Genomic DNA, 20,945 nt, shown 5'->3' with positions numbered 1-20,945 from the left:
TCGAGGACGCCCCAAGATGCCTCCCATCCCCTTCCTCACCGGCTGCCGCCGCGCACTGCGCGGACTGGGCGTGGCCGCGCTGCTGGGCAGCGCGGCGCCCTGGGCGCTGGCGCAGCTGCACACGCAGCCGCTGAACAGCGGCTGGCAGTTCCGCCTCGCGGATCCCGAGGCCGCCAAGGCGCACCCCGAGGCCGCGGACTGGCGCGGCGCCACCGTGCCCGGCACGGTGCAGACGGACCTGCTGGACGCGCGCCTGATCCCCGATCCCTTCCACGGCGAGAACGAAGCCCGGCTGCAATGGATCGGCCTGTCGGACTGGGAGTACCGGCTGTCCTTCGACGTCGATGCCGCGACGCTGTCGCGCGAGCAGGTGGAACTGGTCTTCGACGGCCTGGACACCTTCGCGCAGGTCAGCCTCAACGGGCAGGCTCTGGCCGCCACGGACAACATGTTCCGCCGCTGGCGTCTGCCGGCCAAGGCGCTGCTCAAGCCGGGCCGCAACACGCTGCTCGTGCGGCTGCAATCGCCGATCAGGAAGATGCAGCCCTGGCTGCTGAAGCAGCCCTACGCGCTGCCGGGCGCCTATGACTCGCAGTTCGGCGACGAGCCCAAGGGCGTGGCCACCGCCACCTATGTCCGCAAGGCGCAGTACCAGTACGGCTGGGACTGGGGCCCCCGTTTCGTGACCCTGGGCATCTGGCAGCCGGTCCGCCTGGAGAGCTGGGATCACCTGCGCATCGAGGACTTCCACGTGCGCCAGCCGCGCGTGGATGAAGGCGTGGCGCAGCTCGCGGCCGAGCTGGAGGTGCAGGCCGGCCGCCGCGGGAGCGCCCGGCTGCAGGTCGAGGTGACGCCGCCCGAGGGCGCGCCCTTCACGCTGACCCGCGACGTGGTGCTGGACCCGGGCCGCAACGCGCTGAGCGTCCCGGTGCGCATCGAGCGGCCCCGGCGCTGGTTCCCGGCCGGCTATGGCGAGCAGCCGATGTACCGCTTCCGCGCCAGCCTGACGCAGGACGGCGTCGAGCTGGCCCATGCCGAGCGCCGCACCGGCCTGCGCAGTGTCGAGCTGCGGCGCGAGAAGGACGCCTGGGGCCGGAGCTTCGCCTTCGTCATCAACGGCATTCCCGTGTTCGCCAAGGGCGCGAACATGATCCCGCTGGACAGCTTCCCCAATCGCGTCACGCGCGAGCGCCAGCGGGCGCTGCTGCTCAGCGCCAGGCGCGCCAACATGAACATGCTGCGCCTGTGGGGCGGCGGCTATTACGAGAGCGATGCGTTCTACGAAGAGGCCGATGCGCTGGGCCTGCTGATCTGGCAGGACTTCATGTTCGGCGGCGCCATCCTGCCGGCCGACACCGCCTTCCAGGAGAACGTCCGCCAGGAAGCCATCGAGCAGGTGCGCCGGCTGCGCGACCACCCGAGCATCGTGCTCTGGTGCGGCGGCAACGAGGTGCAGGCCGACTGGGAGACCTGGGACGCCACGCTGGCCTTCAAGAACAAGCTGTCCCCCGACGAGCGCGAGCGCCTGTGGAGCGCCAACCTCAAGCTCTTCGGCGAGGTGCTGCGCGGCGTCGTCCAGCGCGAGGCGCCCGACGTGCCCTACTGGGCCACCTCGCCGGGCGTCGACCTGGAGGGACCGTCCGGCCAGATGGACGATGGCGACATGCATTTCTGGCGCGTGTGGGGCGGCTCCGCGCCGGTCGAGACCTTCCTCGACACCACGCCGCGCTTCATGTCGGAGTACGGCCTGCAGTCCTACCCCGAGATGCGCACCATCGCCCGCTTCGCCGGTCCGCAGGACCTGCGGCTGGACTCGCCGGTGATGCGCGCGCATCAGAAATTCGGCGTGGCCGCGGGACCCGACGTGGGCAACGATCGCCTGCTCTTCTACATCCGCAAGGGCTATGGCGAGCCCAAGGACTTCGCGTCCTTCGTCTACCTCAGCCAGGTCATGCAGGCCGAGGGCATCGAGCTGGCCGCCAGCCATCTGCGCAGCCGGCGTCCGCGGTCCATGGGCTCGCTCTACTGGCAGCTCAACGACGTGTGGCCGGGCGCGTCCTGGTCCAGCGTGGATGTCTCCGGCCGCTGGAAGGCGCTGCAGTTCCATGCGCGCCGCTTCTACGCGGACACGACGGTGACGGCGCTGCGCCGCGCCGGCGAGACCGAGATCGCGGTGGTGTCCGACAGGACCCAGCCCCAGGACGCCGAGCTGCGCCTGCGCGTGTCGGACCTGGACGGCCGCGTGCTGCGTTCGGAGCGCGCGACCGTGACCGCGCGGCCGCTGGCCGTCACGCCGGTCTGGCACCGCGCCGATGCCGAGCTGCTGCAAGGCGCGGATCCGGCGCGCACCGTGGCCGAGGTCGAACTGCTGGTGCAGGGCCGCGCGGTGGCCCGCCAGACCGTGTACTTCGTGCCCGCCCGCGACCTGAAGCTGGCCGATCCGGGCTTCCAGACGCGCCTGGAGCGGGATCCCGCCGGCGGTGCCGACGCGTGGCGGCTCGCGATCAAGACCCAGTCCTTCGCCCGTGCGGTGTGGATCGATTTCGGACCGCTGGAGGTCGAGCTGGCGGACAACGCGCTCGACATCCGCGCCGGCGAGGAAGTGCTGATTCCGTTGCGCGCCACGGCCTCGCCGGGCGACTTGCAGGCCCACCTGAATCTTCGTTCCCTGGCGGATTCGACAGTCCGCTGAATGGACCGCGGCGGCGCACGGCTGTGCCACCGCGGGACCGACGCCAGGGAACAGATCGTCCGCCCAAAAAGCGGATCGACCTCGATGTGCAGTAGCTAATTTGAAACCCAGGGACAAGAGCAATTCCAAGACGCGGTATCGACCGCCCCTCCATTCACGGCCCTCACCAAGAAGACTGCGACCATGAAACCGAATCGACTCCTCCTGAAATCCACCCTGGTCACCGCCATCGCCGCGATCTACGGACCGGCCGCGTTCGCGCAGGCGGCCCCGCCGCCGAGCCCCGCCGCCTCCGCCCCGGACGCCGCGCCGGACGCCTCGCGCGATGCCAAGGCCAAGGCGCTCGACACGGTCAACGTGACCGGCTACCGCGCCAGCCTGCAGCGCGCGATGAACATCAAGCGCAACGCGGACTCCATCGTCGACGCGATCAGCGCCGAGGACATCGGCAAGTTCCCCGACACCAATGCGGCGGAATCGCTCGCCCACCTGCCCGGCGTGGCGGTGGACCGGCTGTACGGCGAAGGCGAGAAGGTCAGCATCAACGGCACCGACCCGGCGCTCAACCGCGTGCTGGTGAACGGCCAGACCATCGCTTCGGGTGACTGGGGCGGCAATCCCAGCGACACCAGCGGCCGCACCTTCAACTACACGCTGCTGTCGCCCGAGATCATCGGGACGATGGAGGTCTACAAGTCGCCCGAGGCCCGCATCGACGAGGGCAGCATCGGCGGCACCGTGATCATCCACACCCGCAAGCCGCTGGACCTGCCGGCCAACACGCTGCGCGGCTCGCTGGGCTACAGCTACAACGACCGCTCCAAGGACGGCAATCCGCGCGGCTCGGTGCTGTACAGCTGGAAGAACGAGAGCAACGACTTCGGCGCGCTGATCGCCGCCTCGCATGACAAGCAGACGCTGTCGCAGGCCGGCATCGAGTTCTTCGGCTACACCACCGGCAACGGCATCAGCCCGACGGCGCAGATCTCCGGCAGCGGCGATCCGCAGACCGCGCGCATGCCGGTGGCCATCGACAGCGACTTCTTCCAGCAGACCCGCCAGCGCGACAGCCTGCAGGGCGCGCTGCAATGGAAGCCCGATACCCGCAACGAGTTCAACCTGACCGGCATCTATGTCCACGGCCAGTACAACAACTACAGCGAGGCGCGTTATGCCTGCCCCGGCTGCGGCGACATCGACAAGATCACCAAGGCCACGGTCAACAACGGCCTGATCACCGCGGCGACCGTGACGGCCGGCGCCGGCAATGGCAACCAGCCCTATGCCGAACTGGACGCGAACTACCGCGAGTCCACCGTCGTCACCAAGAGCCTGAACCTGCAGCACGAGTACAAGGCCGACGACTGGAAGCTCTCCAGCCAGGTCGGCTACACCTCGGCTTCCGGCGGCAAGTCGCCGGAATACCTGATGAAGTATTTGCTGAAGTCGGGCGGCTACTCCTTCAACTACGGTCCCAAGCAGGCCGGCATCGTCTACGACGACGGCAGCCGTTCCAACTGGGGCCTGCCGGGCGCGCCGGCGGGGTCCGCGCCGGGCGCGCAGATCGACGGCAAGTACCAGGCCGGCGGCATCTACTACGCCGAGAGCAGCGACCGCGAACGCTATGGCCAGGTCGACCTGTCCCACAAGCTGGACCTGGGGCCCATCAACGAAGTGATGGTCGGCGCCAAGTTCATCAAGCACGACAACGGTGTCAACGCGCGCGGCAATCGCATCAACACCACCAGCGACATCACGCTGGACCAGTTCGGCAACTCGAATGCGCCGTCCGGGCTGTACGACGGCCTGGACGTCAGCGGCGACATCCGCAACTGGCCCACCGCCGATCTGGGACAGGTCAAGAGCTATCTGCTGAATCAGCCGCAAGGGCCGTTCAACATCGATTACGGCTCGACCTTCAGCGTGCGCGAGACCACGTCGAATCTCTACACCCAGTTCAACTACGACGTCGGCGGCCTGCGCGGCAACTTCGGCCTGCGCTACGTGCACACCAAGGACGACTCGAACTACTACCTCTCCAACGACGGCGGCACGACCTACGCGCCGACCACGACGGACACCAGCTACAACAAGCTGCTGCCCAGCTTCAACGCCGCCTACGACCTGGATTCGAGCAAGGTGCTGCGCTTCTCGGTCGCGAAGGTGCTGGCGCGGCCGCGCTACTCGGACCTCGCGGGCGCGACCAACCTGGACCTGGTCAAGGGCACCGGCAGCGGCGGCAATCCCGGCCTGAAGCCCTACGAGTCGACCAACTTCGACCTGGCCGGCGAGTGGTATTTCGCGCCGCAGAGCATGGTGGGCGCCGAGTTCTTCTACCGCGACGTCAGCAACTACGTCGTGAACGTGACGAACGACCGCGTCATCAACAACCGGACCTTCTCGATCAGCTCGCCGGTGAACGCCAGCTCGGCCAAGGTCAAGGGCCTGTCGCTGATGTACCAGCAGAACCTGGGCTACGGTTTCGGCCTGCAGGGCAACTACACCTATGCCAAGGCGGACACCGGCGAAGGCCTGAACCTGCCCTACCTGTCGAAGAACACGGTCAACATCATTCCGTACTTCGAATACGCGGGCTTCACCGCGCGCCTGGTCTACAGCTGGCGCTCGCAGTACTTCACGCAGATCGGCCGCCTGAACTCGCAGGACTTCACCGACCAGTACAAGCAGCTGGACCTGTCGGCCTCGTACGAGATCACGAAGAAGATCGGCATCAGCCTGAGCGCGACCAACCTGCTGGACCAGACCTACTACCAGTTCAGCGGCAACAAGGACGCGCCCACCGGCTTCTACAAGAACGGCCGGACCATCATGCTGGGCATGAACTTCAAGCTCTGAGCGTGACGTGACCGGGGCCGGCCGGCTCGCGCGAGCCGGCCGGCCCTTTCCTGTGACCGTGATGGATCCCGAGATGTACCGATCGTTGATCAAGAGGCTGCCGGCGCTTGGCGTGGCGCTGGGCATGGCCACGATGGCGGCGCCCTGGACGGCCGCATGCGCCGCGGACTCGTTCTCGGCGACGACCCCGTCGCCGCAGCAGGTGGCTTGGCAGAACCGCGGCTTCGGCGTGCTGGTGCACTTCGGCACCAACACCTTCCTGGACCGCGAATGGGGCGACGGCAAGGCGCCGACCGCCGTGTTCAATCCCGACCGCGTCGATCCCGGCCAGTGGGCGCGCGCGGCCAAGTCGGCGGGCGCCAATTACCTGGTGCTGGTGGCCAAGCACCACGACGGCTTCGCGCTGTGGCCGACGCAGCAGAGCGATTACTCGGTCAAGTCCAGCCCGTGGCTGAACGGCCAGGGCGACCTGGTCCGCATGACCGCGGAGGCGGTGAAGCGCGAAGGCATGGGCATGGGCGTCTATCTGTCGCCCTGGGACCGGCACGAGCCCCGCTACGCCGATTCCAAGGCCTATGACGTCTTCTACACCGGCCAGCTGGTCGAGCTGGCCTCCGGCTACGGCCCGCTGGTCGAGTGGTGGCTGGACGGCGCGGGCAGCGACGGGCATGTCTACGACTTCGAGCATTACGTGGCGAAGCTGCGCACCTATCAGCCCAATGCCGTGGTGTTCGCCGACACCGCGCTGTTCGAGTACGGCGACATCCGCTGGGTCGGCAACGAGGTCGGCGTCATCGAGGGCGAGAACTGGAACGTCATCGACCGCCATGGCCAGTTGCGCTGGCGGCCGGTGGAGGTCGACACGCCGCTGCACAAGGACTTCTGGTTCTGGAATTCGAAGCCGGAATTCGCCGCGTCGCTGAAGACGGTGGACGAGCTGATGCGCAACTACGAGGACAGCGTGGGCCGCGGCGGTCAGCTGGTGCTGGGCATCGCGCCCGACCGGCACGGCCTGCTGCCCGACGCGGACGTGACGCGTCTGGCCGAGTTCGGACAGGCCCTGGAGCGGCGCTACGGGAACGCCGCCAATGTGGCGGCGACGCACGTCAAGACCGATGCGCGCGCGCAGGCCGCGCTGGACAACGACGACGACACCTTCTGGACCGTCACCGAGGCCAACCGCGGCGTGCTGGAGGTGGACCTCGGCAAGACCGTGACGATCGACCGCGCGCTGACCATAGAGCGCCTGGAGGATGGCCAGCATGTGCGCGGCTACCGGATCGAGGCCTGGGACGGCGGCCGCTGGGTCACGCTGGCGCAGGCGCAGGCGGTCGGGCACATGAAGATCGACCGCTTCGCGCCGGTGAGCGCGCGCCGCGTGCGGCTGCGCATCACCAACAGCGTCGGCGTCGCGGCCATCCGCGAGTTCAAGCTGTTCGCCGCTCCATGACCGGCGCGCCCCTGTTCATCGAGGTCATCGCCTTGACGGCCCGGGACGCCTGCGAGGCCGAGGCCGCCGGCGCGGACCGCATCGAGCTGGTGTCTGACATCGCGCAGGGCGGGCTCACGCCCAGCGCGCAGGTGGTGGACGAGGTGGTGCGGCAGTGCCGTCTGCCGGTGATGGTCATGGTGCGGCCCCACGCCCGGTCCTTCTGCTACGACGAGGCCGACATGCGCCAGGTGCGCGAGGGCGTGGCGATGGTGCGCGACGCCGGCGCGCATGGCCTGGTCTTCGGCGCGCTGACGGCCAACGGCGACATCGATCGTGCGGCCCTGGATCAGGTGCTCGGATGGGCCGATGGCCTGCCGCTGACCTTCCATCGGGCCTTTGACGACGCGCGCGATCCGGTGCGCGCCTTCAGCGAGCTGAGCGCCTATCGCGGCGCGGTGACGCAGCTGCTGAGCTCGGGGGCCGCGTCGACCGCGGAGGAGGGCGCCGAACTGCTCGCCCAACTCGTGACGCGCTGGCGTCTGGGCGAGGGCGTCGAGCCGCTGGTGGGCGCGGGCGTGCACGCGGGCAACCTGGCCGCGCTGCATCGCCGCATCGGCGCGCGGCAGTACCACGTGGGCAGCGGCGCGCGCACCGGCGGCAGTTTCGCGTCCGGCATCGACGCCGCGCGCATCGCCGCGCTGCGGCAGGCGCTATGACGCGGCGAGTGCCCGGTCTGTCCCGAAGGCGGCTGCTGGGCGCGGCGCTGGCGGGCGCGGCCGGGCCGCGCGCCTGGGGCGCGGAGCTCGAACTCCACAAACGCTTCATCGACGACCAACCGGCCACGCCGCAGGTGCATGCGTCCACGCTCGTGGAACTGCCGGACGGCAGCCTGATGGCCGCCTGGTTCGGCGGCACCGCGGAGCGCGCGCCCGATGTGCGCATCTGGTGCTCGCGCCTGCGGGCCGGTGCCTGGAGCGCGCCTCGCGCGATCGCGGACGGCGTGCAGCCGGACGGCAGTCCGCTGCCCACCTGGAACCCGGTCCTGTTCCAGGCCAGCGCCGCGCGCGGCGGCACGCTGCTGCTCTTCTACAAGGTCGGCCCCGATCCACGGCAGTGGTGGGGCGAGCTGATCAGCTCGGACGATGGCGGCGACCACTGGTCCCCGCCGCGCCGGCTGCCTGACGGCGTGCTGGGTCCGATCCGCAGCAAGCCGCTGATGCTCGCGGACGGCACGCTGCTGTGCCCGTCCAGCACCGAGGACGAAGCGGGCCGCTGGCGCCTGCACATGGAGCGCAGCCGGGACATGGGCCAAAGCTGGCTGCCCAACGTGCCGGTGGCCGATCCGAAGGGCTACGGGCTGATCCAGCCCAGCTTGGTCGTTCGGCCCGATGGCAGCGTGCTGGCCTTCGCGCGCAGCCGGGCGAACCGCATCGCCGTCACGCGCTCGCGCGATGGCGGACGCAGCTGGTCGGCCGCTGCGCTGACCTCGCTGCCCAATCCCAATGCGGGCATCGAGGCGCTGGGCCTGGCCGATGGCCGCATCCTGATGGTCTTCAACCCGCGCGAGCAGGGAAACGACTGGTGGGTCGGCCGCGACCGGCTGGACCTGGCGCTGTCCGGCGACGGCGGACACACGTGGCGCACCGTCGCGACGCTGGAGGACGAGCCGGGCCAGGAGTTCTCCTACCCGGCCGCGATCCAGACACGAGATGGTCTCGTGCATCTCACCTACACCTACCAACGGAGCCACATCCGGCATGTGCAACTGGACCCGCGCCGCCTGGGCTGACGCCGTCAGGCGGGCGCTTTCCCTTTCACCGGCGGCGCCGAAGCGCCGCGGGGGGTGCGGCATGCACGTGATGCCGTGGCTGTGTTTCGCGGCCTTGCTGCCGGCATCGATGGCATCGATGGCAACGGCCGCCGAGCCGGCGCCGTCAGCGCGGACATCGGCGACGGTGCCGCCCTATCTCGACGCCCGCCTGGGCGACGCCGAGCGCGCCGCCGATCTGGTGAGCCGGCTCAGCCTGGCCGAGAAGATCGCCCAGTTGCAGGACGGCGCGCCCGCCATCGAGCGTCTGGGCGTGCCGGCCTATGGCTGGTGGAGCGAAGGCCTGCATGGCCTGGCGCGCAACGGCCGGGCCACCGTCTTCCCGCAGGCCATCGGCCTGGCCGCGAGCTGGGACGCGCCGCTGCTGCACGCGGTGGGCGGCGTGATCGCCGCGCAGGCGCGGGCCAAGTCCGCGCCGCCGCCGCCGGGCGTGTCGCGCGACTCCGCCCGCTACGGCGGCCTGACGATCTGGTCGCCCAACATCAACCTGTTCCGCGATCCGCGCTGGGGCCGCGGGCAGGAGACCTATGGCGAGGATCCGGTCCTCACCGCGCGCCTGGGCGTGGCTTTCGTGCAAGGGCTGCAAGGCCCCGACGAGCGCCGCCCGCTGGTGATCGCCACCCCCAAGCATTTCGCCGTGCACAGCGGGCCGGAGAAGGATCGCCACGCCTTCAACGTCAACCCGTCCGCCCACGACCTGGAGGACAGCTATCTGCCGGCCTTTCGGGCCACGGTGACGCAGGCGCACGCCGGCTCGGTCATGTGCGCCTACAACGCGCTGGATGGCACGCCCGCCTGCGCGAACACGGCGTTGCTGCAGGACCGGCTGCGCCGGGACTGGGGCTTCCGGGGCTTCGTCGTGACCGACTGCGACGCGGTCGAGGACATGACGCTCTTCCACAAGACCACGCCCGATGACGCGGAGGCCTCGGCGCGGGCGCTGCAGGCGGGCACCGACCTGAACTGCGGCCGCAGCTTCGCCGCGCTGGGCCGCGCGGTGGCGAGCGGCCGCGTCAGCGAGGCCGACGTGGATCGCGCGCTGCGGCGTCTCTTCGAGGCCCGCCTGCGGCTGGGCCTGTTCTCGCCCGCGAGCGCCGCGCCGTCCATCGACTGGGCCGCGGGTCGCGCGCTCGCGCTGCGCGCCGCGCGCGAGTCCATGGTCCTGTTGAAGAACAACGGCGTGCTGCCGCTGTCGCCGCGCAGCCGCGTGGCCGTCGTTGGTCCGACCGCCGAGCTGCTCGAGGACCTGCACGCCAACTACCACGGCGTGGCGGCCGATCCGGTCACGCCACTGGCCGGTCTGCGCCAGGCGCTTGGGCCCTCGCGCGTGGTCGCCGCCCAGGGCTCTGCGCTGGCCGAGGGCGTGCCGGTGGCCGTCCCGCAGGCGGCACTGCGCACGCCGCAGGGAAGGCCCGGCCTGCGCCGCGAGGTCTTCGCCAACGCGACCCTCGCCGGCCACCCTGTCGCAGCCAGCGACGATGCGACCTTGAACCTCGACTTCAACCGGGCGCCGCCCGCGGCGGGCTTGCCACCGCGCGGGTACTCGGTGCGCTGGTCGGGGCAGTTCCTGCCGCCGGCACCCGGAGAGTACCGGCTGGGCCTGCGCGTGGAGCGCTGCTTCGATTGCGACGGGCATGACCGCGTTCGTCTCTACCTCGACGGCAAGCTGCTGCAGGACGGCGACGGCGACCAGGCCCCCGCCACCATCAAGGTCACGGACCATCGCCCGCGGACCTTGCGCGTGGAATGGCTGCATACAGGCGAGGACCAGGGCCTGTCGCTGCGATGGCAGGCGCCCGCCGATGTGCAACTGGCGCAGGCGGTGGCGGCCGCGCGCCAGGCCGATGCCATCGTGGCCTTCGTCGGCCTGTCGCCCGATCTGGAAGGCGAGCAGCTGCAGCTGGAGGTGCCCGGGTTCGATGGCGGGGACCGCAGCTCGCTGGACCTGCCCGCGGCGCAGGAGCGCCTGCTCCAGGCGGTGCAGGCGACCGGCAAGCCGCTGGTCGTGGTGCTGCAGTCGGGCAGCGCGGTGGCGCTGCGCTGGGCCGCAGAGCACGCGGACGCGGTGCTGGCCGCCTGGTATCCGGGCGAGGCCGGCGGGCAGGCGATCGCGGAGACGCTGCTGGGGATCAACAACCCGGCAGGGCGCTTGCCGGTAACCTTCTACCGCTCGGCGCGGGACCTTCCGCCCTTCGCCGACTACGGCATGCAGGGCCGCACCTATCGCTACTTCAAGGGCTCGCCGCTGTGGGCCTTCGGGCATGGGCTGAGCTACACCCGGTTCGCCTACCAGGCGCCGCGCGTGTCGAGCGCGGTGCTGAACGCGGGTGAGGCGCTCACGGTCGAGGTCGAGGTGGCCAACGCCGGCGATCGCGATGGCGACGAAGTGGCGCAGGTCTACCTCGAGCCCGAGACCCCGCTGGCCGTGGCGCCGGCGCACGCGCTGGTGGCCTTCCAGCGCGTGCCGCTGAAGGCCGGCGAGCGCCGCACGCTGCGATTCGAGCTCGATGCCCGCGCGCTCAGCCAGGTCGACGCGTCGGGCGTGCGCGCGGTGCTGCCGGGCCGCTACCGCCTCGCGGTGGGCGGCGGCCAGCCCGGCCATGCCGAGGTGCTGCGCGCCAGCTTCGAGATCCAGGGCCGCCAGGAGCTGCCGCGATGAAGGGGCCGGACATGATCGATTCGCCGGCGCGGCGCGCGCTGCTTGGGTTCGGCCTGGCCGGTGGACTGAGCGGTCTGGGCATGACCCGCGCGCTGGCGGCCGATCGTCCCCCTGGTTCGGATGCGCGCTTCGCCAGCTCGCGGCCTCCGCCCGCTCAGCGCCGCTTCATCAGCCCCGCTGTCGATGCCGCCATCGCGGACCTGCAGCGCCGCATCGGCGATCCGGAGCTGGCCTGGATGTTCGGCAACTGCCTGCCCAACACGCTGGACACCACGGTGACCGAGGGCATCGTCGACGGCAAGCCCGACACCTTCGTCATCACCGGCGACATCGATGCGATGTGGCTGCGCGACTCGTCGGCCCAGGTGTGGCCCTACCTGCCCTTCGCGCGTGGGGACGATGCGCTGCGGCGGCTGATCCGCGGCGTCATCCATCGCCATGCGCGCTGTCTGCTGATCGACCCCTACGCCAACGCCTTCCTTGAAGATCCCCAGGCGCGCACGAAGCTCAAGTGGGCCATCGGCGACCTGACCGAGATGCGGCCCGGCGTCTCCGAGCGCAAGTGGGAGCTGGACTCGCTGTGCTGGCCCATCCGCCTGGCCCATGGCTATTGGCGCGCCACCGGCGACACCGCGCCCTTCGATGCCCAATGGGCCGAGGCGATGCGCGCGGTGCTGCGCACGATGCGCGAGCAGCAGCGCAAGACCGGTCCCGGTCCCTACCGCTTCCAGCGCAAGGCCGAGGCGGCCACCGAGACACTGGTCCTCGATGGCTACGGCCATCCGGGCCGGCCGGTGGGGCTGATCCATTCGATGTTCCGGCCGTCGGACGACGCCTGCGTCTTCCCGTTCCTGGTGCCGGCCAACCTGTTCGCCGTCGTGTCGCTGCGCCAGCTCGCGGCGATGGCGGACGCAGTGCTGCACGACGCCGCGCTGGCGAGCGAGGCCAAGGCCCTGGCCGACGAGGTCGCGGCCGCGTTGCGCCGCCACGCGCGGCTGCGCACGCCGGCGGGCGAGGTCTGGGCCTATGAGGTCGACGGCTTCGGCAACCAGTTCTTCATGGACGACGCCAACGCGCCCAGCCTGCTCAGCCTGCCCTACCTGGGCGTCTGCGCGGTCGACGATGCGCTCTACCGCCGCACGCGCGCGCGGGTCTGGAGCCCGGACAACCCGTACTTCTTCCGCGGCCGCGTGGCCGAGGGCACCGGCGGGCCGCACGAGGGCCTGCGCATGATCTGGCCGATGTCCCTCACGATGAAGGCGCTGACCGCGCCCGCCACGGCCGCCGGCGACGCGGAGATCCGCCAGTGCCTGCGCTGGCTGCAGGCCAGCCATGCGGGCACCGGCTTCATGCATGAGGCCTTCGACCAGGACGACGCCGCGCATTTCACCCGCCCCTGGTTTGCCTGGGCCAATGGCCTGTTCGGCGAACTGATCCTGAACCTGGCGCGGCATCGGCCCGCGCTGCTGCAATCGAGCTGATCCATGACCTCACGCCGCGACCTGCTCAAGATGGCGCTCGCCACCGGCCTGCCGCTGACCGGCTGCGCCGGCCCCGCGCGCCAGGCCCTGTCCCCGGGTGTTCCCGCGGACGAGCGCCTCACCCGCCACGTCGACGTGTTCATCGGCACCGGCGATCACGGTCACACCACGCCGGCCGCCACGCGGCCCTTCGGCATGGTGCAGCTGGGCGCCGACACCTACAACGCGGACTGGGACGCCTGCTCGGGCTACCACGACAAGGACCGCTCGATCATGGGCTTCTCCCACACGCACCTCAGCGGCACCGGCATCGGTGACCTGCTGGACGTGCTGGTGATGCCCTGCGTCGGCGAGGTGCGGCGGCAGCCCGGACCGCCTGGAAATCCGGAGCTGGGCTGGCGCGCGCCGTTCACGCATCAGGACCAGTCCGCCGAGCCCGGCTACTACCGCGTCGCGCTGCGCGATCGCGACGTCACCGTCGAGCTCACCGCCACCGAGCGCGTCGGTCTTCATCGCTACCGCTTCGGCCCGCACACGCGCAGCCATCTGACGGTGGACCTGCGTCATGGCATGCAGGACAAGCCGGGCGTTCCCACGCGCGTGCCCTGGGCCGAGCTGGAGGTGGTCGGCGACGACACGCTGCTCGGCGGCCGCGCGGTCGACCAGTGGGCGCAGGGCCGGCAGGTCTACTTCGCGATGCAGTTCTCGCGTCCCTTCGAGCGCTTCGAGGTGTTCAACGGCAACGGCGCGGACGGCGCGGCCACGCGTGTCTCGCGCGGGACGCAGCTGCTGGCGGCGCTGCACTGGCGCTCGGAGGCGGGCGAGCCGCTGCTGGTCAAGTGCGGCATCTCCTACGTCAGCGCGGAGGGTGCGCTGCGCAATCTGCGCGAAGAACTGCCCGGCTGGGACTTCGAGCAGGTGCGCGCGTCGGCGAGCGCGGCCTGGGAGCGCGAGCTCGCCGCGCTGCGGCTGCGGACCTTCGACGAGCGGCATCAGCGCATGCTCTACACCGCGCTGTATCACAGCCTGCTCGCGCCGACCCTGTTCAGCGACGTGGACGGCCAGTACCGCGGCATGGACCTGCGCGTGCATCAGCTGTCGCCCGGCGAGCGCAACTACACGCAGTACTCGCTGTGGGACACCTACCGCAGCCTGCATCCGCTGCTGACGATGCTCACGCCGGCGCGCGTGCCGGACCTGGTCAACAGCCTCATCCGCATGGCGGAGCAGAGCGATCAAGGCGTGCCGGTGTGGCCGCTGCACGGCCGGGAGACCGGCTGCATGATCGGCTACCACTCGGCGGTGGTGCTGGCCGAGGCCCAGGCCAAGGGCTTCGCCGGCATCGACTTCCAGCGCGCCTGGCCGCTGTGGCGCCAGCGCGCGATGGACGACGCGTACCGCGGTCTGCCCGATTACCGCCGGCTGGGTTTCATCCCGTCCGACCGCGAGGAGGAGGCGGCCAGCAAGACCCTCGAGTACGCCTACGACGACTGGGCGCTGGCCCGCCTCGCGCGGGGCGTCGGCGCCGAGGCGGACGCGGAGTTGCTGCGCCAGCGCTCGCTGAACTATCGCCATGTCTTCGATCCGGCGCTGCGCTTCGTGCGGCCGCGCCTGGCCGACGGCCGCTGGGCCGAGCCCTTCGATCCGCGGGCGCTGGGCCATTCGGATCGCTGGCGCGACTTCACCGAGTCCAATGCCTGGCAGGCCACCTTCCTCAACCAGCACGACGTGGCCGGCTACATGGCGCTCTTCGGCGGCGAGGCGGCCTTCGTCGCCCAGCTCGATGCGCTGTTCACCACGAGCTCGGAGCAACTGCCCGGCGCGCCGCCCGACATCTCGGGGCTGATCGGCCAATACGCCCATGGCAACGAGCCCAGCCACCACATCGCCTATCTCTACGCCTACGCTGGCCAGCCCTGGAAGACGCAGGCGCGCGTGCGGCAGATCATGGACACGCTCTACAGCGACCGGCCCGACGGCCTGTCCGGCAACGAGGATTGCGGGCAGATGTCGGCCTGGCTGGTGCTCAGCGCGCTGGGGCTGTACCCGGTGGATCCGGTCAGCGCGCGCTATGTCTTCGGCAGTCCACTGGTGGAGCGCGCCGAGCTCGCATTGCCGGGCGGCAGGACGCTGGAAATCGAGGCGCGCGGCAACGGCCCCGACCGGATCTACGTGCAGTCGGTGACCTGGCGGGGGCAGCCGCACACGCGCAGCTGGATCGACCACGCCAGCCTGATGCAGGGCGGCCGGCTGGTGTTCACGATGGGGGCCGAGCCCAATCCCGGCTTCGGCGCGGCGCCGGCATCGCGGCCGCCCGCGGCCGTCTGAACATCACTGCTTCACATACATCGAGGCGTAGCGTGCCCCGAAGTAGAGGATGAACGCATAGCAGGCGGCCGGCAGCAGGAAGGACAGCTGCACGCCCAGGTGGTCGGCCAGCGCGCCCTGCGCGAAGGGCACGATGGCGCCACCGACGATGGCCATGCACAGGATGCCCGAGCCCTGGCCGGTGTGCCGGCCCAGGCCGTGGATGGCCATGCTGAAGACGGTGGGGAACATGATGGAGTTGCACAGGCCCACGGCCAGGATGGCCCACATCGCCACGCTGCCGTGGCCGAAGGTGGCGGTCAGCACCAGCGCGATCGCCACCAGGGCGTTGAAGGCCAGCGTCCGGCCCGGGCTCACCGAGCGCATCACGACGAAGCCGATGAAGCGCCCGACCATGGCGCCGGCCCAATACAGGCTGACGTAGCGCGCGGCGTCGGCATGCGCCAGGCCGGCGATGTTGCCTTCGCCCAGGAAGTTGATGAGGAAGCTGCCGATGCTCACCTCCGCGCCGACGTACAGGAAGATGCCGATCGCGCCCAGCACCAGATGGCGGTGCGCCCAGGCCGAGCCGTGGCCTTCGCCGTCCAGGGCGAGGTCCTCGCCGTCCTCGATGCGCGGCAGCCTGGCCTTCAGGAAGAACAGCGCGAGCAGCGCGAGCGCGGCGGCCAGCGCGAGATAGGGGCCGCGCACGGTGGATGCCGCGCCGGCCGCGGCGCCGGAGATGGACAGGATCAGCAGGCCGCCGGCGGCGGGACCGATGGTGGTGCCCAGCGAGTTGAAGGCCTGGGTAAGGTTGAGGCGGCTCGAGGCCGTGCGGGCCGGACCGAGCACGGTCACGTACGGATTGGCGGCGACCTGCAGGACCGTGATGCCCGAGGCCAGCACGAAGAAGGCCAGCAGGAACAGGCCATAGCCGCCGAAGGAGGCCGGGTAGAACAGCGCGCAGCCCACGGCCGCGATCAGCAGGCCCGCCACCGCGCCCCGCTGGTAACCCAGGCGCCGGATCAGCGCGCCCGCGGGCAGCGAGACGATGAAGTAGGCGCCGAAGAAGCAGAACTGCACCATCATCGCCTGCACGTAGCTCAGCGTGTAGATGGCCTTGAGGTGGGGGATGAGGATGTCGTTCAGCGAGGTGATCAGCCCCCACATGAAGAACAGCACCGTGACGATGACCAGCGCGCCGCTGTGGCCGCTGTCACTGGTGGCGGGTCCGGCGGCCGCGCCCGATGCGGCCGCGGCGGGGCGGGGGGATACGTGTTCCATGTTGTCTCCGTCTCGTGATGGGATCGCCGTGACGCTTTCGCTGCGTCGCTGCGTCGAAGCGTCAGGGGGTCAAGGCCTTGCGGTGTCACGCCGCGAGGCCGGCCCGCAGTGGCTCGGGGGACGCGGGAGGCAGGGCGCTAGTCGTCGCAGCTGCTTTCACGCACGACCAGGTCGACCGGCAGGACGAGTTCCTCGATGGGGTCCTCGGGCTTGAGCCGCAGCAGCAGGTCGACGCCGGCGGCGCCGAGCGCCTCCTTGTCCACCCGCAGCGTGCTGAGCGGCGGCACGCTGGTGGCGGCGCCGCTGATGTCGTCGAAGCCGACAATGGCGATGTCCTGCGGCACCTTGATGCCCTGGCCGCGGCAATGCGCCATCGCCACGAGGGCCGTGCTGTCGTTGTAGCAAAGCACGGCGTCGGGCGGCTTGGGCAGGCTGAGCAGGCGCTGCATCGCCTCGACGACGCCGCTGTCGCCGTCGCCCAGTTGAGGAACGATGACCTCGAGGTCGGGATCGGCCAGCGTCCTGGACTCGAAGAGCGCACGACGGAAACCGCGGTTGCGCTGCTCGATGCTGAAGTGCGCCAGCGACCCGGACAGCATCGCGATGCGCCGGCGGCCGCTGCGCAGCAGATGCCGGGTGGCGAGGTAGCCACCCATCGCGTTGTCCGGATTGACCGAGGTGAAGCCCCGCTGCTGCATGTCGATCAGCACCATGGGCTTGCCGGTCTGCTTCAGCGCAGCGAGCACTTCGGGTTCGAAGAAGCCGGCGCACAGCAGGGCGTCGGGCTGATGCAGCCGGATCTGCTCCATCACCGGCGCGGCGGGACCGACCACGTTGAAGGACAGGGCGATGCCCTCGCGCCGGCAGGCTTCCTCGGCGCCATGCAGGACCGGCGAGAAGAAGGGGCTGGAGGCCAGCGTGTTGTGCTGGCTGTGCAGCAGGAAGGCGATGCGCCGGATGCGCACCTTGCGCAGCTGGGAGAAGTCGTAGCCCATCCGCTGGGCGGCGTCCTGGACCTTGAGGCGGGTGGCATCGGTCATGCCCGCCTGGTTCTTGAGCGCGCGCGAAATGGTGCCGGACGACAGACCGGTCGCCTGCGCGATGTCTCGGATCGTGACTTGGCTCATGGACGCGTGAACATTTACTAAACACCTCGTGAAGAACGGTCTCTAAGACGAGCTTGCCCGCCAGTCGTTCTGTCATCGGGGTTTCGTTATAGATCGGCCCTGCCGCGAGGGTCAATCGGAACGGTTGTCCAGCGCTGTCTTTATCTGGATTTACTAAACAAGACAGACGCGTCTAAACGGAACCGGGGATGGGCCTTGCCTCAATCATCGGAACGCGCGTCGGGCGCGACCCCGGGTCAGAATGACGCTCGCGTCCGAATGGTCGGACGCGATTGGCCGGAACGCCCCGCCACTGCGACCAACAACATGGACGCCACCCGCGAACCCCACTTCACTGGCACCGGCCCGGGTAGCCAAACCCACGACGGCTGCTCCGTCGAGCTCTACCGCCGCGCCAGGTACGCCGGCGAGATCGATCACCTGCGCTCGCACTTCCTCGCGGGTACTTCAGTCCTTGACCTTGGTTGCGGCACCGGCTTGCTCGCCCATCGACTCCTGGACTTCGGCTGCACCGTGACCGGGGTCGACAACTCCGCGGAGATGCTGGCCCACGTCTCCGACCGCGTGCGCCGCATCCACGCCGACATCGAGCGGCTCGATCTCGGCGAGCGCTTCGATGTCGTGCTCCTGCCCAGCGGCCTCATCAATCACGCCGATGCCACCGTCCGGCGCGCCTTCATCGCCGCCGCCGCCCGCCATGTCGCGCCGCACGGCCAATTGATCCTTCAATGCCAGGACGCCCACTGGCTGCGCACCGCCGCCCTCGGACCGCTGAGCCGATCGAGCGAGCTGTCGATCGACGTCACCGCATTGGCGCGCGCCACCGTCGATGGCATCGAACAAGTCCGCATGACGCTGCGCTATGTCATGGGCGATGACGCGTGGACGCACGCCTTCGCGTTGGTGCCGCTCGACGAAGCGGAGATCGCGGCGTTGCTGCGCGATCACGGGTTCGATGCACCAGTGGCCCTCGACGACGCGCGTCGCTGGTTCGCCGCGAAACCGCGGCGCTGACCGGGCGTTCCCCGGCCTCCCGCGATTCACCGCAACAGCCGTTCGATGGACGGCGATTCCGCTTGAAATGTTCAGCGAGTCGACCTCTGAGCCGGGCGTGGTGCGATGGCTGATTGCGAGCCGGCGGCCTCAGCCGCGGCGGTCCGAGCCGGAGCTCGATGCATGCGCCAGCTCGTGTCGCTCATCCCGCGTCGCGTCGCTCGCCGCGACGCAAGGCGCCGTCGGCGAGGCGGTCGCGATAGTCCTCGATCGCCATCGAGCCGCAGCGGTCCTGGCCGTCCTCGGTCCAGCGCAGCACCGCGCGGTGCTCGCTCTGCTCGATCGTGCAAGGGCCGCGAGGCACCTGCACCGCGTCCTCGACGGTGGCCTGCAGGGTCATCGGGCGCTCGACGAAACCCTCGCAGGGCGCGGACAGCTCCGGCCCGCCGGCCGATGCCGTCGGGGCCGCATCGCCGCCCGGCGGCAACTCGCTGCCGGGCTTCAGCGTCCAGTCCTTCGCGTCGCGCAGGGTCGTGTGCGGCTCGGCGATCTTGGTCGCCCCGCCGACGGCGATGGGATCGCTCGCCGGGAAGGTGTCCTCGACGGCGCTGTCCAGCAGCTCCTGGTAGGTCGGCAGCTTCTCGCTGGGGTGCTTGGCTTCACCGGCGAGGCGCTGGGCTTCCTTCTTCAACTGATCGTCTTGCGGCATGGCGTGCGGGGGAGAGTCGTTGCGGGGAGCGGCGCGTCCTCGGGACGCGCTGCCGGGCGGCTGGCGCTCGCCGCCCCTGGCCCTGCGGCAAGCGGGATTCCCATGCGTAGGCAAGTGGAAGCGCCGCCGCGCGCACCCTCACTTCGCCGCGTCGACGATGCCGCTGACGATCGACGGATAGACCACCGCGCCGGTGTTGCGGTCGAACAGCCCCATGCTGTGGTTGTCGTTCGGATAACCCGCGTCCCAGTAGACCGGCACCGCGCCACGCGTCCACGCCGCGCGCGCCACGTAGCGGTCCCACGCCGTGCGATACGTCTCCGCGCCGGCGTACTCGGTGCGGCGGATCGCGCCGAACTCACCCAGGATCACCGGGATGCCCTGGTCGACGAAGCGCGTCTTCATCTTCTGGAACTGGCCGTCGATGTAGGCCTCGTTCGCCCAGGTCTCCGTGTTGGCCGCGCTGGTCGCACCCGCGCCCCATTGCCAGATGCTGCTGTTCTGGTTCAACGTGAAGTTGTAGGGGTCGTAGAAGTGCACTTCCATCATCAACCGGCGGCCCACCGAGTCACTCGGCATCGTCGCGAAATTCACCGTGTGGTCGATGTTGGTGTTGAAGCCCTGCACGATCAGGTGGCGCGCCAGGTTGTTGCCGCCGGTCGCGCGCACCGCGTTCACGAAGGTCTGGTTGAAGCTGTTCTGCACCGTGTAGTACTCGACCGTCGGCGTGCCGTAGTCGCCGTCGACCATCACCTCGTTGGTGCCCGCGAACAGCAGCGTGTCGTCGTAGCCCTTGAAGTTGTTGGCGATCTGCGTCCAGAACTTGGTGATGCGCGCATTGACCGCCGACTGCTGGGCATAGGTCGGCTGCATCCAGCCGCCATCCCAGTGGATGTTGATCATCGTGTACAGGCCGGCGTTGCGCGCGTAGTTGACGACCTGCGTCACGCGCGCCATCCAGGTCGCGCTGATGTTGTCGTTGGCATCGGCGTACTGCTTCCAGGACACCGGGATCCGCACCGTCTTGAAGCCGGCCGCCTTCACCGCGTTGAACATCGACTGCGTCACCGCCGGATTGCCCCACGCGGTCTCGCCGCCAATGGCCTCCAGCGAGTTGCCCAGGTTCCAGCCCGCGCCCATCAGCTTGGACAGCTGCAGGCTGGTCAGGTCCCGCATGCCGGGCACGGTGAGCACGAAGTTCTGCGTCGACTTCGCGCCGCAGCTGTTGGTGTAGGTCGCCACCGCGGTGCAGCTGGCCTTCGCGGTCAGGCCCAGCTCGCGCGTGTTGGCCGATGCGCCGCAGCCGGTCCAGGACCACGACCCGCCGCTGGTCGGCTGCGGTCCGAGCGTCAGCGTGCCGCCGGCGGCCACCGTCGCCGACGAGGTGTTGCTCCAGGCGCCGCTGCCGACCCTGACGTAGGGCTTGATCGCCGTCGGCGAGCAGCTCTGCGCGCCCGCCTCCAGTCCGCTCGTCAGGCCGGTCGCCGCCATCAGCAGCGCGGCCAGGGTTCTTGTCTTCATCGTCTTGTCTCCGTGAGTTTGTGATGGGCATGCGCGCGGTCGCGCGCATGGTCCGG

Annotated in this window: 13 protein-coding genes; 9 read left to right on the top strand and 4 right to left on the bottom strand. The window is 70.0% G+C overall.

The annotated features are described in order from the left end of the window. The first annotated feature begins 16 nt into the window (after positions 1–16). The 8 genes from FHT37_RS15710 (at position 17) to FHT37_RS15675 (ending at position 15,276) form a co-directional block, all read left to right on the top strand. On the top strand, positions 17–2,692 hold the full coding sequence (locus FHT37_RS15710) for a glycoside hydrolase family 2 protein (protein ID WP_183482700.1): 2,676 nt from the start codon (positions 17–19) through the stop codon (positions 2,690–2,692). A 183-nt stretch (positions 2,693–2,875) separates the two neighbouring features. After that, positions 2,876–5,548 (top strand): TonB-dependent receptor, encoded by a 2,673-nt coding sequence (locus tag FHT37_RS15705; protein WP_183482698.1) that lies wholly within the window; start codon positions 2,876–2,878, stop codon positions 5,546–5,548. Between the two features lie 73 nt (positions 5,549–5,621). Further along, positions 5,622–6,998: an alpha-L-fucosidase gene (locus tag FHT37_RS15700; protein ID WP_183482697.1), complete on the top strand. Its 1,377-nt coding sequence runs from the start codon at positions 5,622–5,624 to the stop codon at positions 6,996–6,998. Continuing rightward, positions 6,995–7,696 carry a copper homeostasis protein CutC gene (locus FHT37_RS15695; protein ID WP_183482695.1) on the top strand — a complete coding sequence of 234 codons (702 nt, stop codon included), beginning with the start codon at positions 6,995–6,997 and terminating at the stop codon, positions 7,694–7,696. The genes FHT37_RS15700 and FHT37_RS15695 overlap by 4 nt, the downstream gene beginning before the upstream one ends. An 8-nt stretch (positions 7,697–7,704) precedes the next feature. After that, the gene (locus FHT37_RS15690; RefSeq protein WP_221211103.1) at positions 7,705–8,769 is read left to right on the top strand and encodes a sialidase family protein; all 1,065 of its coding nucleotides are present in this window, start codon (positions 7,705–7,707) and stop codon (positions 8,767–8,769) included. A 118-nt stretch (positions 8,770–8,887) separates the two neighbouring features. Continuing rightward, positions 8,888–11,467, top strand: coding sequence for a glycoside hydrolase family 3 C-terminal domain-containing protein (locus FHT37_RS15685; protein ID WP_221211102.1), 2,580 nt, complete (start codon positions 8,888–8,890; stop codon positions 11,465–11,467). After that, a complete protein-coding gene (locus FHT37_RS15680; RefSeq protein WP_221211101.1) occupies positions 11,464–12,948 on the top strand; it encodes a glycoside hydrolase family 125 protein in 1,485 nt (494 codons plus the stop codon). The genes FHT37_RS15685 and FHT37_RS15680 overlap by 4 nt, the downstream gene beginning before the upstream one ends. A gap of 3 nt (positions 12,949–12,951) precedes the next feature. Then, entirely contained in the window at positions 12,952–15,276 is a 2,325-nt protein-coding gene (locus tag FHT37_RS15675) for a GH92 family glycosyl hydrolase (RefSeq protein WP_183482692.1), read from the top strand. Between the two features lie 3 nt (positions 15,277–15,279). On the opposite strand, the gene FHT37_RS15670 is transcribed toward FHT37_RS15675, so the two are convergent. Next, a complete protein-coding gene (locus tag FHT37_RS15670) occupies positions 15,280–16,539 on the bottom strand; it encodes a sugar MFS transporter (RefSeq protein WP_183482690.1) in 1,260 nt (419 codons plus the stop codon). A 137-nt stretch (positions 16,540–16,676) separates the two neighbouring features. After that, entirely contained in the window at positions 16,677–17,666 is a 990-nt protein-coding gene (locus tag FHT37_RS15665; RefSeq protein ID WP_183482688.1) for a LacI family DNA-binding transcriptional regulator, read from the bottom strand. A gap of 306 nt (positions 17,667–17,972) precedes the next feature. Between FHT37_RS15665 and FHT37_RS15660 the strand changes: the two genes are divergently transcribed. Continuing rightward, positions 17,973–18,680 (top strand): bifunctional 2-polyprenyl-6-hydroxyphenol methylase/3-demethylubiquinol 3-O-methyltransferase UbiG, encoded by a 708-nt coding sequence (locus tag FHT37_RS15660; RefSeq protein ID WP_183482686.1) that lies wholly within the window; start codon positions 17,973–17,975, stop codon positions 18,678–18,680. 181 nt (positions 18,681–18,861) lie between these two features. Here FHT37_RS15660 and FHT37_RS15655 read toward each other — a convergent pair whose 3' ends face one another. Both FHT37_RS15655 and FHT37_RS15650 read right to left on the bottom strand, forming a co-directional pair. Next, positions 18,862–19,368, bottom strand: a complete 507-nt coding sequence (locus FHT37_RS15655; protein WP_183482684.1) for a hypothetical protein — start codon at positions 19,366–19,368, stop codon at positions 18,862–18,864. A gap of 138 nt (positions 19,369–19,506) precedes the next feature. After that, positions 19,507–20,889: a glycoside hydrolase family 5 protein gene (locus FHT37_RS15650; protein WP_183482682.1), complete on the bottom strand. Its 1,383-nt coding sequence runs from the start codon at positions 20,887–20,889 to the stop codon at positions 19,507–19,509. Between the last annotated feature and the right edge of the window lie 56 nt (positions 20,890–20,945).

It is taken from the genome of Mitsuaria sp. BK037 (genome assembly GCF_014193045.1).
GTDB lineage: Bacteria > Pseudomonadota > Gammaproteobacteria > Burkholderiales > Burkholderiaceae_C > Roseateles.
Note: the sequence above shows the minus strand (reverse complement) of the source record. Positions and strands in the feature narration are given on the sequence as shown.

What these genes read in the sequence shown, in the direction of transcription:
- FHT37_RS15665 (WP_183482688.1), bottom strand. Translation starts at nt 17,666, where the DNA reads ATGAGCCAAGTCACGATCCGAGACATCGCGCAGGCGACCGGTCTGTCG.
- FHT37_RS15660 (WP_183482686.1), top strand. Translation starts at nt 17,973, where the DNA reads ATGGACGCCACCCGCGAACCCCACTTCACTGGCACCGGCCCGGGTAGC.
- FHT37_RS15680 (WP_221211101.1), top strand. Translation starts at nt 11,464, where the DNA reads ATGAAGGGGCCGGACATGATCGATTCGCCGGCGCGGCGCGCGCTGCTT.
- FHT37_RS15685 (WP_221211102.1), top strand. Translation starts at nt 8,888, where the DNA reads ATGGCAACGGCCGCCGAGCCGGCGCCGTCAGCGCGGACATCGGCGACG.
- FHT37_RS15705 (WP_183482698.1), top strand. Translation starts at nt 2,876, where the DNA reads ATGAAACCGAATCGACTCCTCCTGAAATCCACCCTGGTCACCGCCATC.
- FHT37_RS15710 (WP_183482700.1), top strand. Translation starts at nt 17, where the DNA reads ATGCCTCCCATCCCCTTCCTCACCGGCTGCCGCCGCGCACTGCGCGGA.
- FHT37_RS15695 (WP_183482695.1), top strand. Translation starts at nt 6,995, where the DNA reads ATGACCGGCGCGCCCCTGTTCATCGAGGTCATCGCCTTGACGGCCCGG.
- FHT37_RS15700 (WP_183482697.1), top strand. Translation starts at nt 5,622, where the DNA reads ATGTACCGATCGTTGATCAAGAGGCTGCCGGCGCTTGGCGTGGCGCTG.
- FHT37_RS15650 (WP_183482682.1), bottom strand. Translation starts at nt 20,889, where the DNA reads ATGAAGACAAGAACCCTGGCCGCGCTGCTGATGGCGGCGACCGGCCTG.
- FHT37_RS15655 (WP_183482684.1), bottom strand. Translation starts at nt 19,368, where the DNA reads ATGCCGCAAGACGATCAGTTGAAGAAGGAAGCCCAGCGCCTCGCCGGT.
- FHT37_RS15675 (WP_183482692.1), top strand. Translation starts at nt 12,952, where the DNA reads ATGACCTCACGCCGCGACCTGCTCAAGATGGCGCTCGCCACCGGCCTG.
- FHT37_RS15670 (WP_183482690.1), bottom strand. Translation starts at nt 16,539, where the DNA reads ATGGAACACGTATCCCCCCGCCCCGCCGCGGCCGCATCGGGCGCGGCC.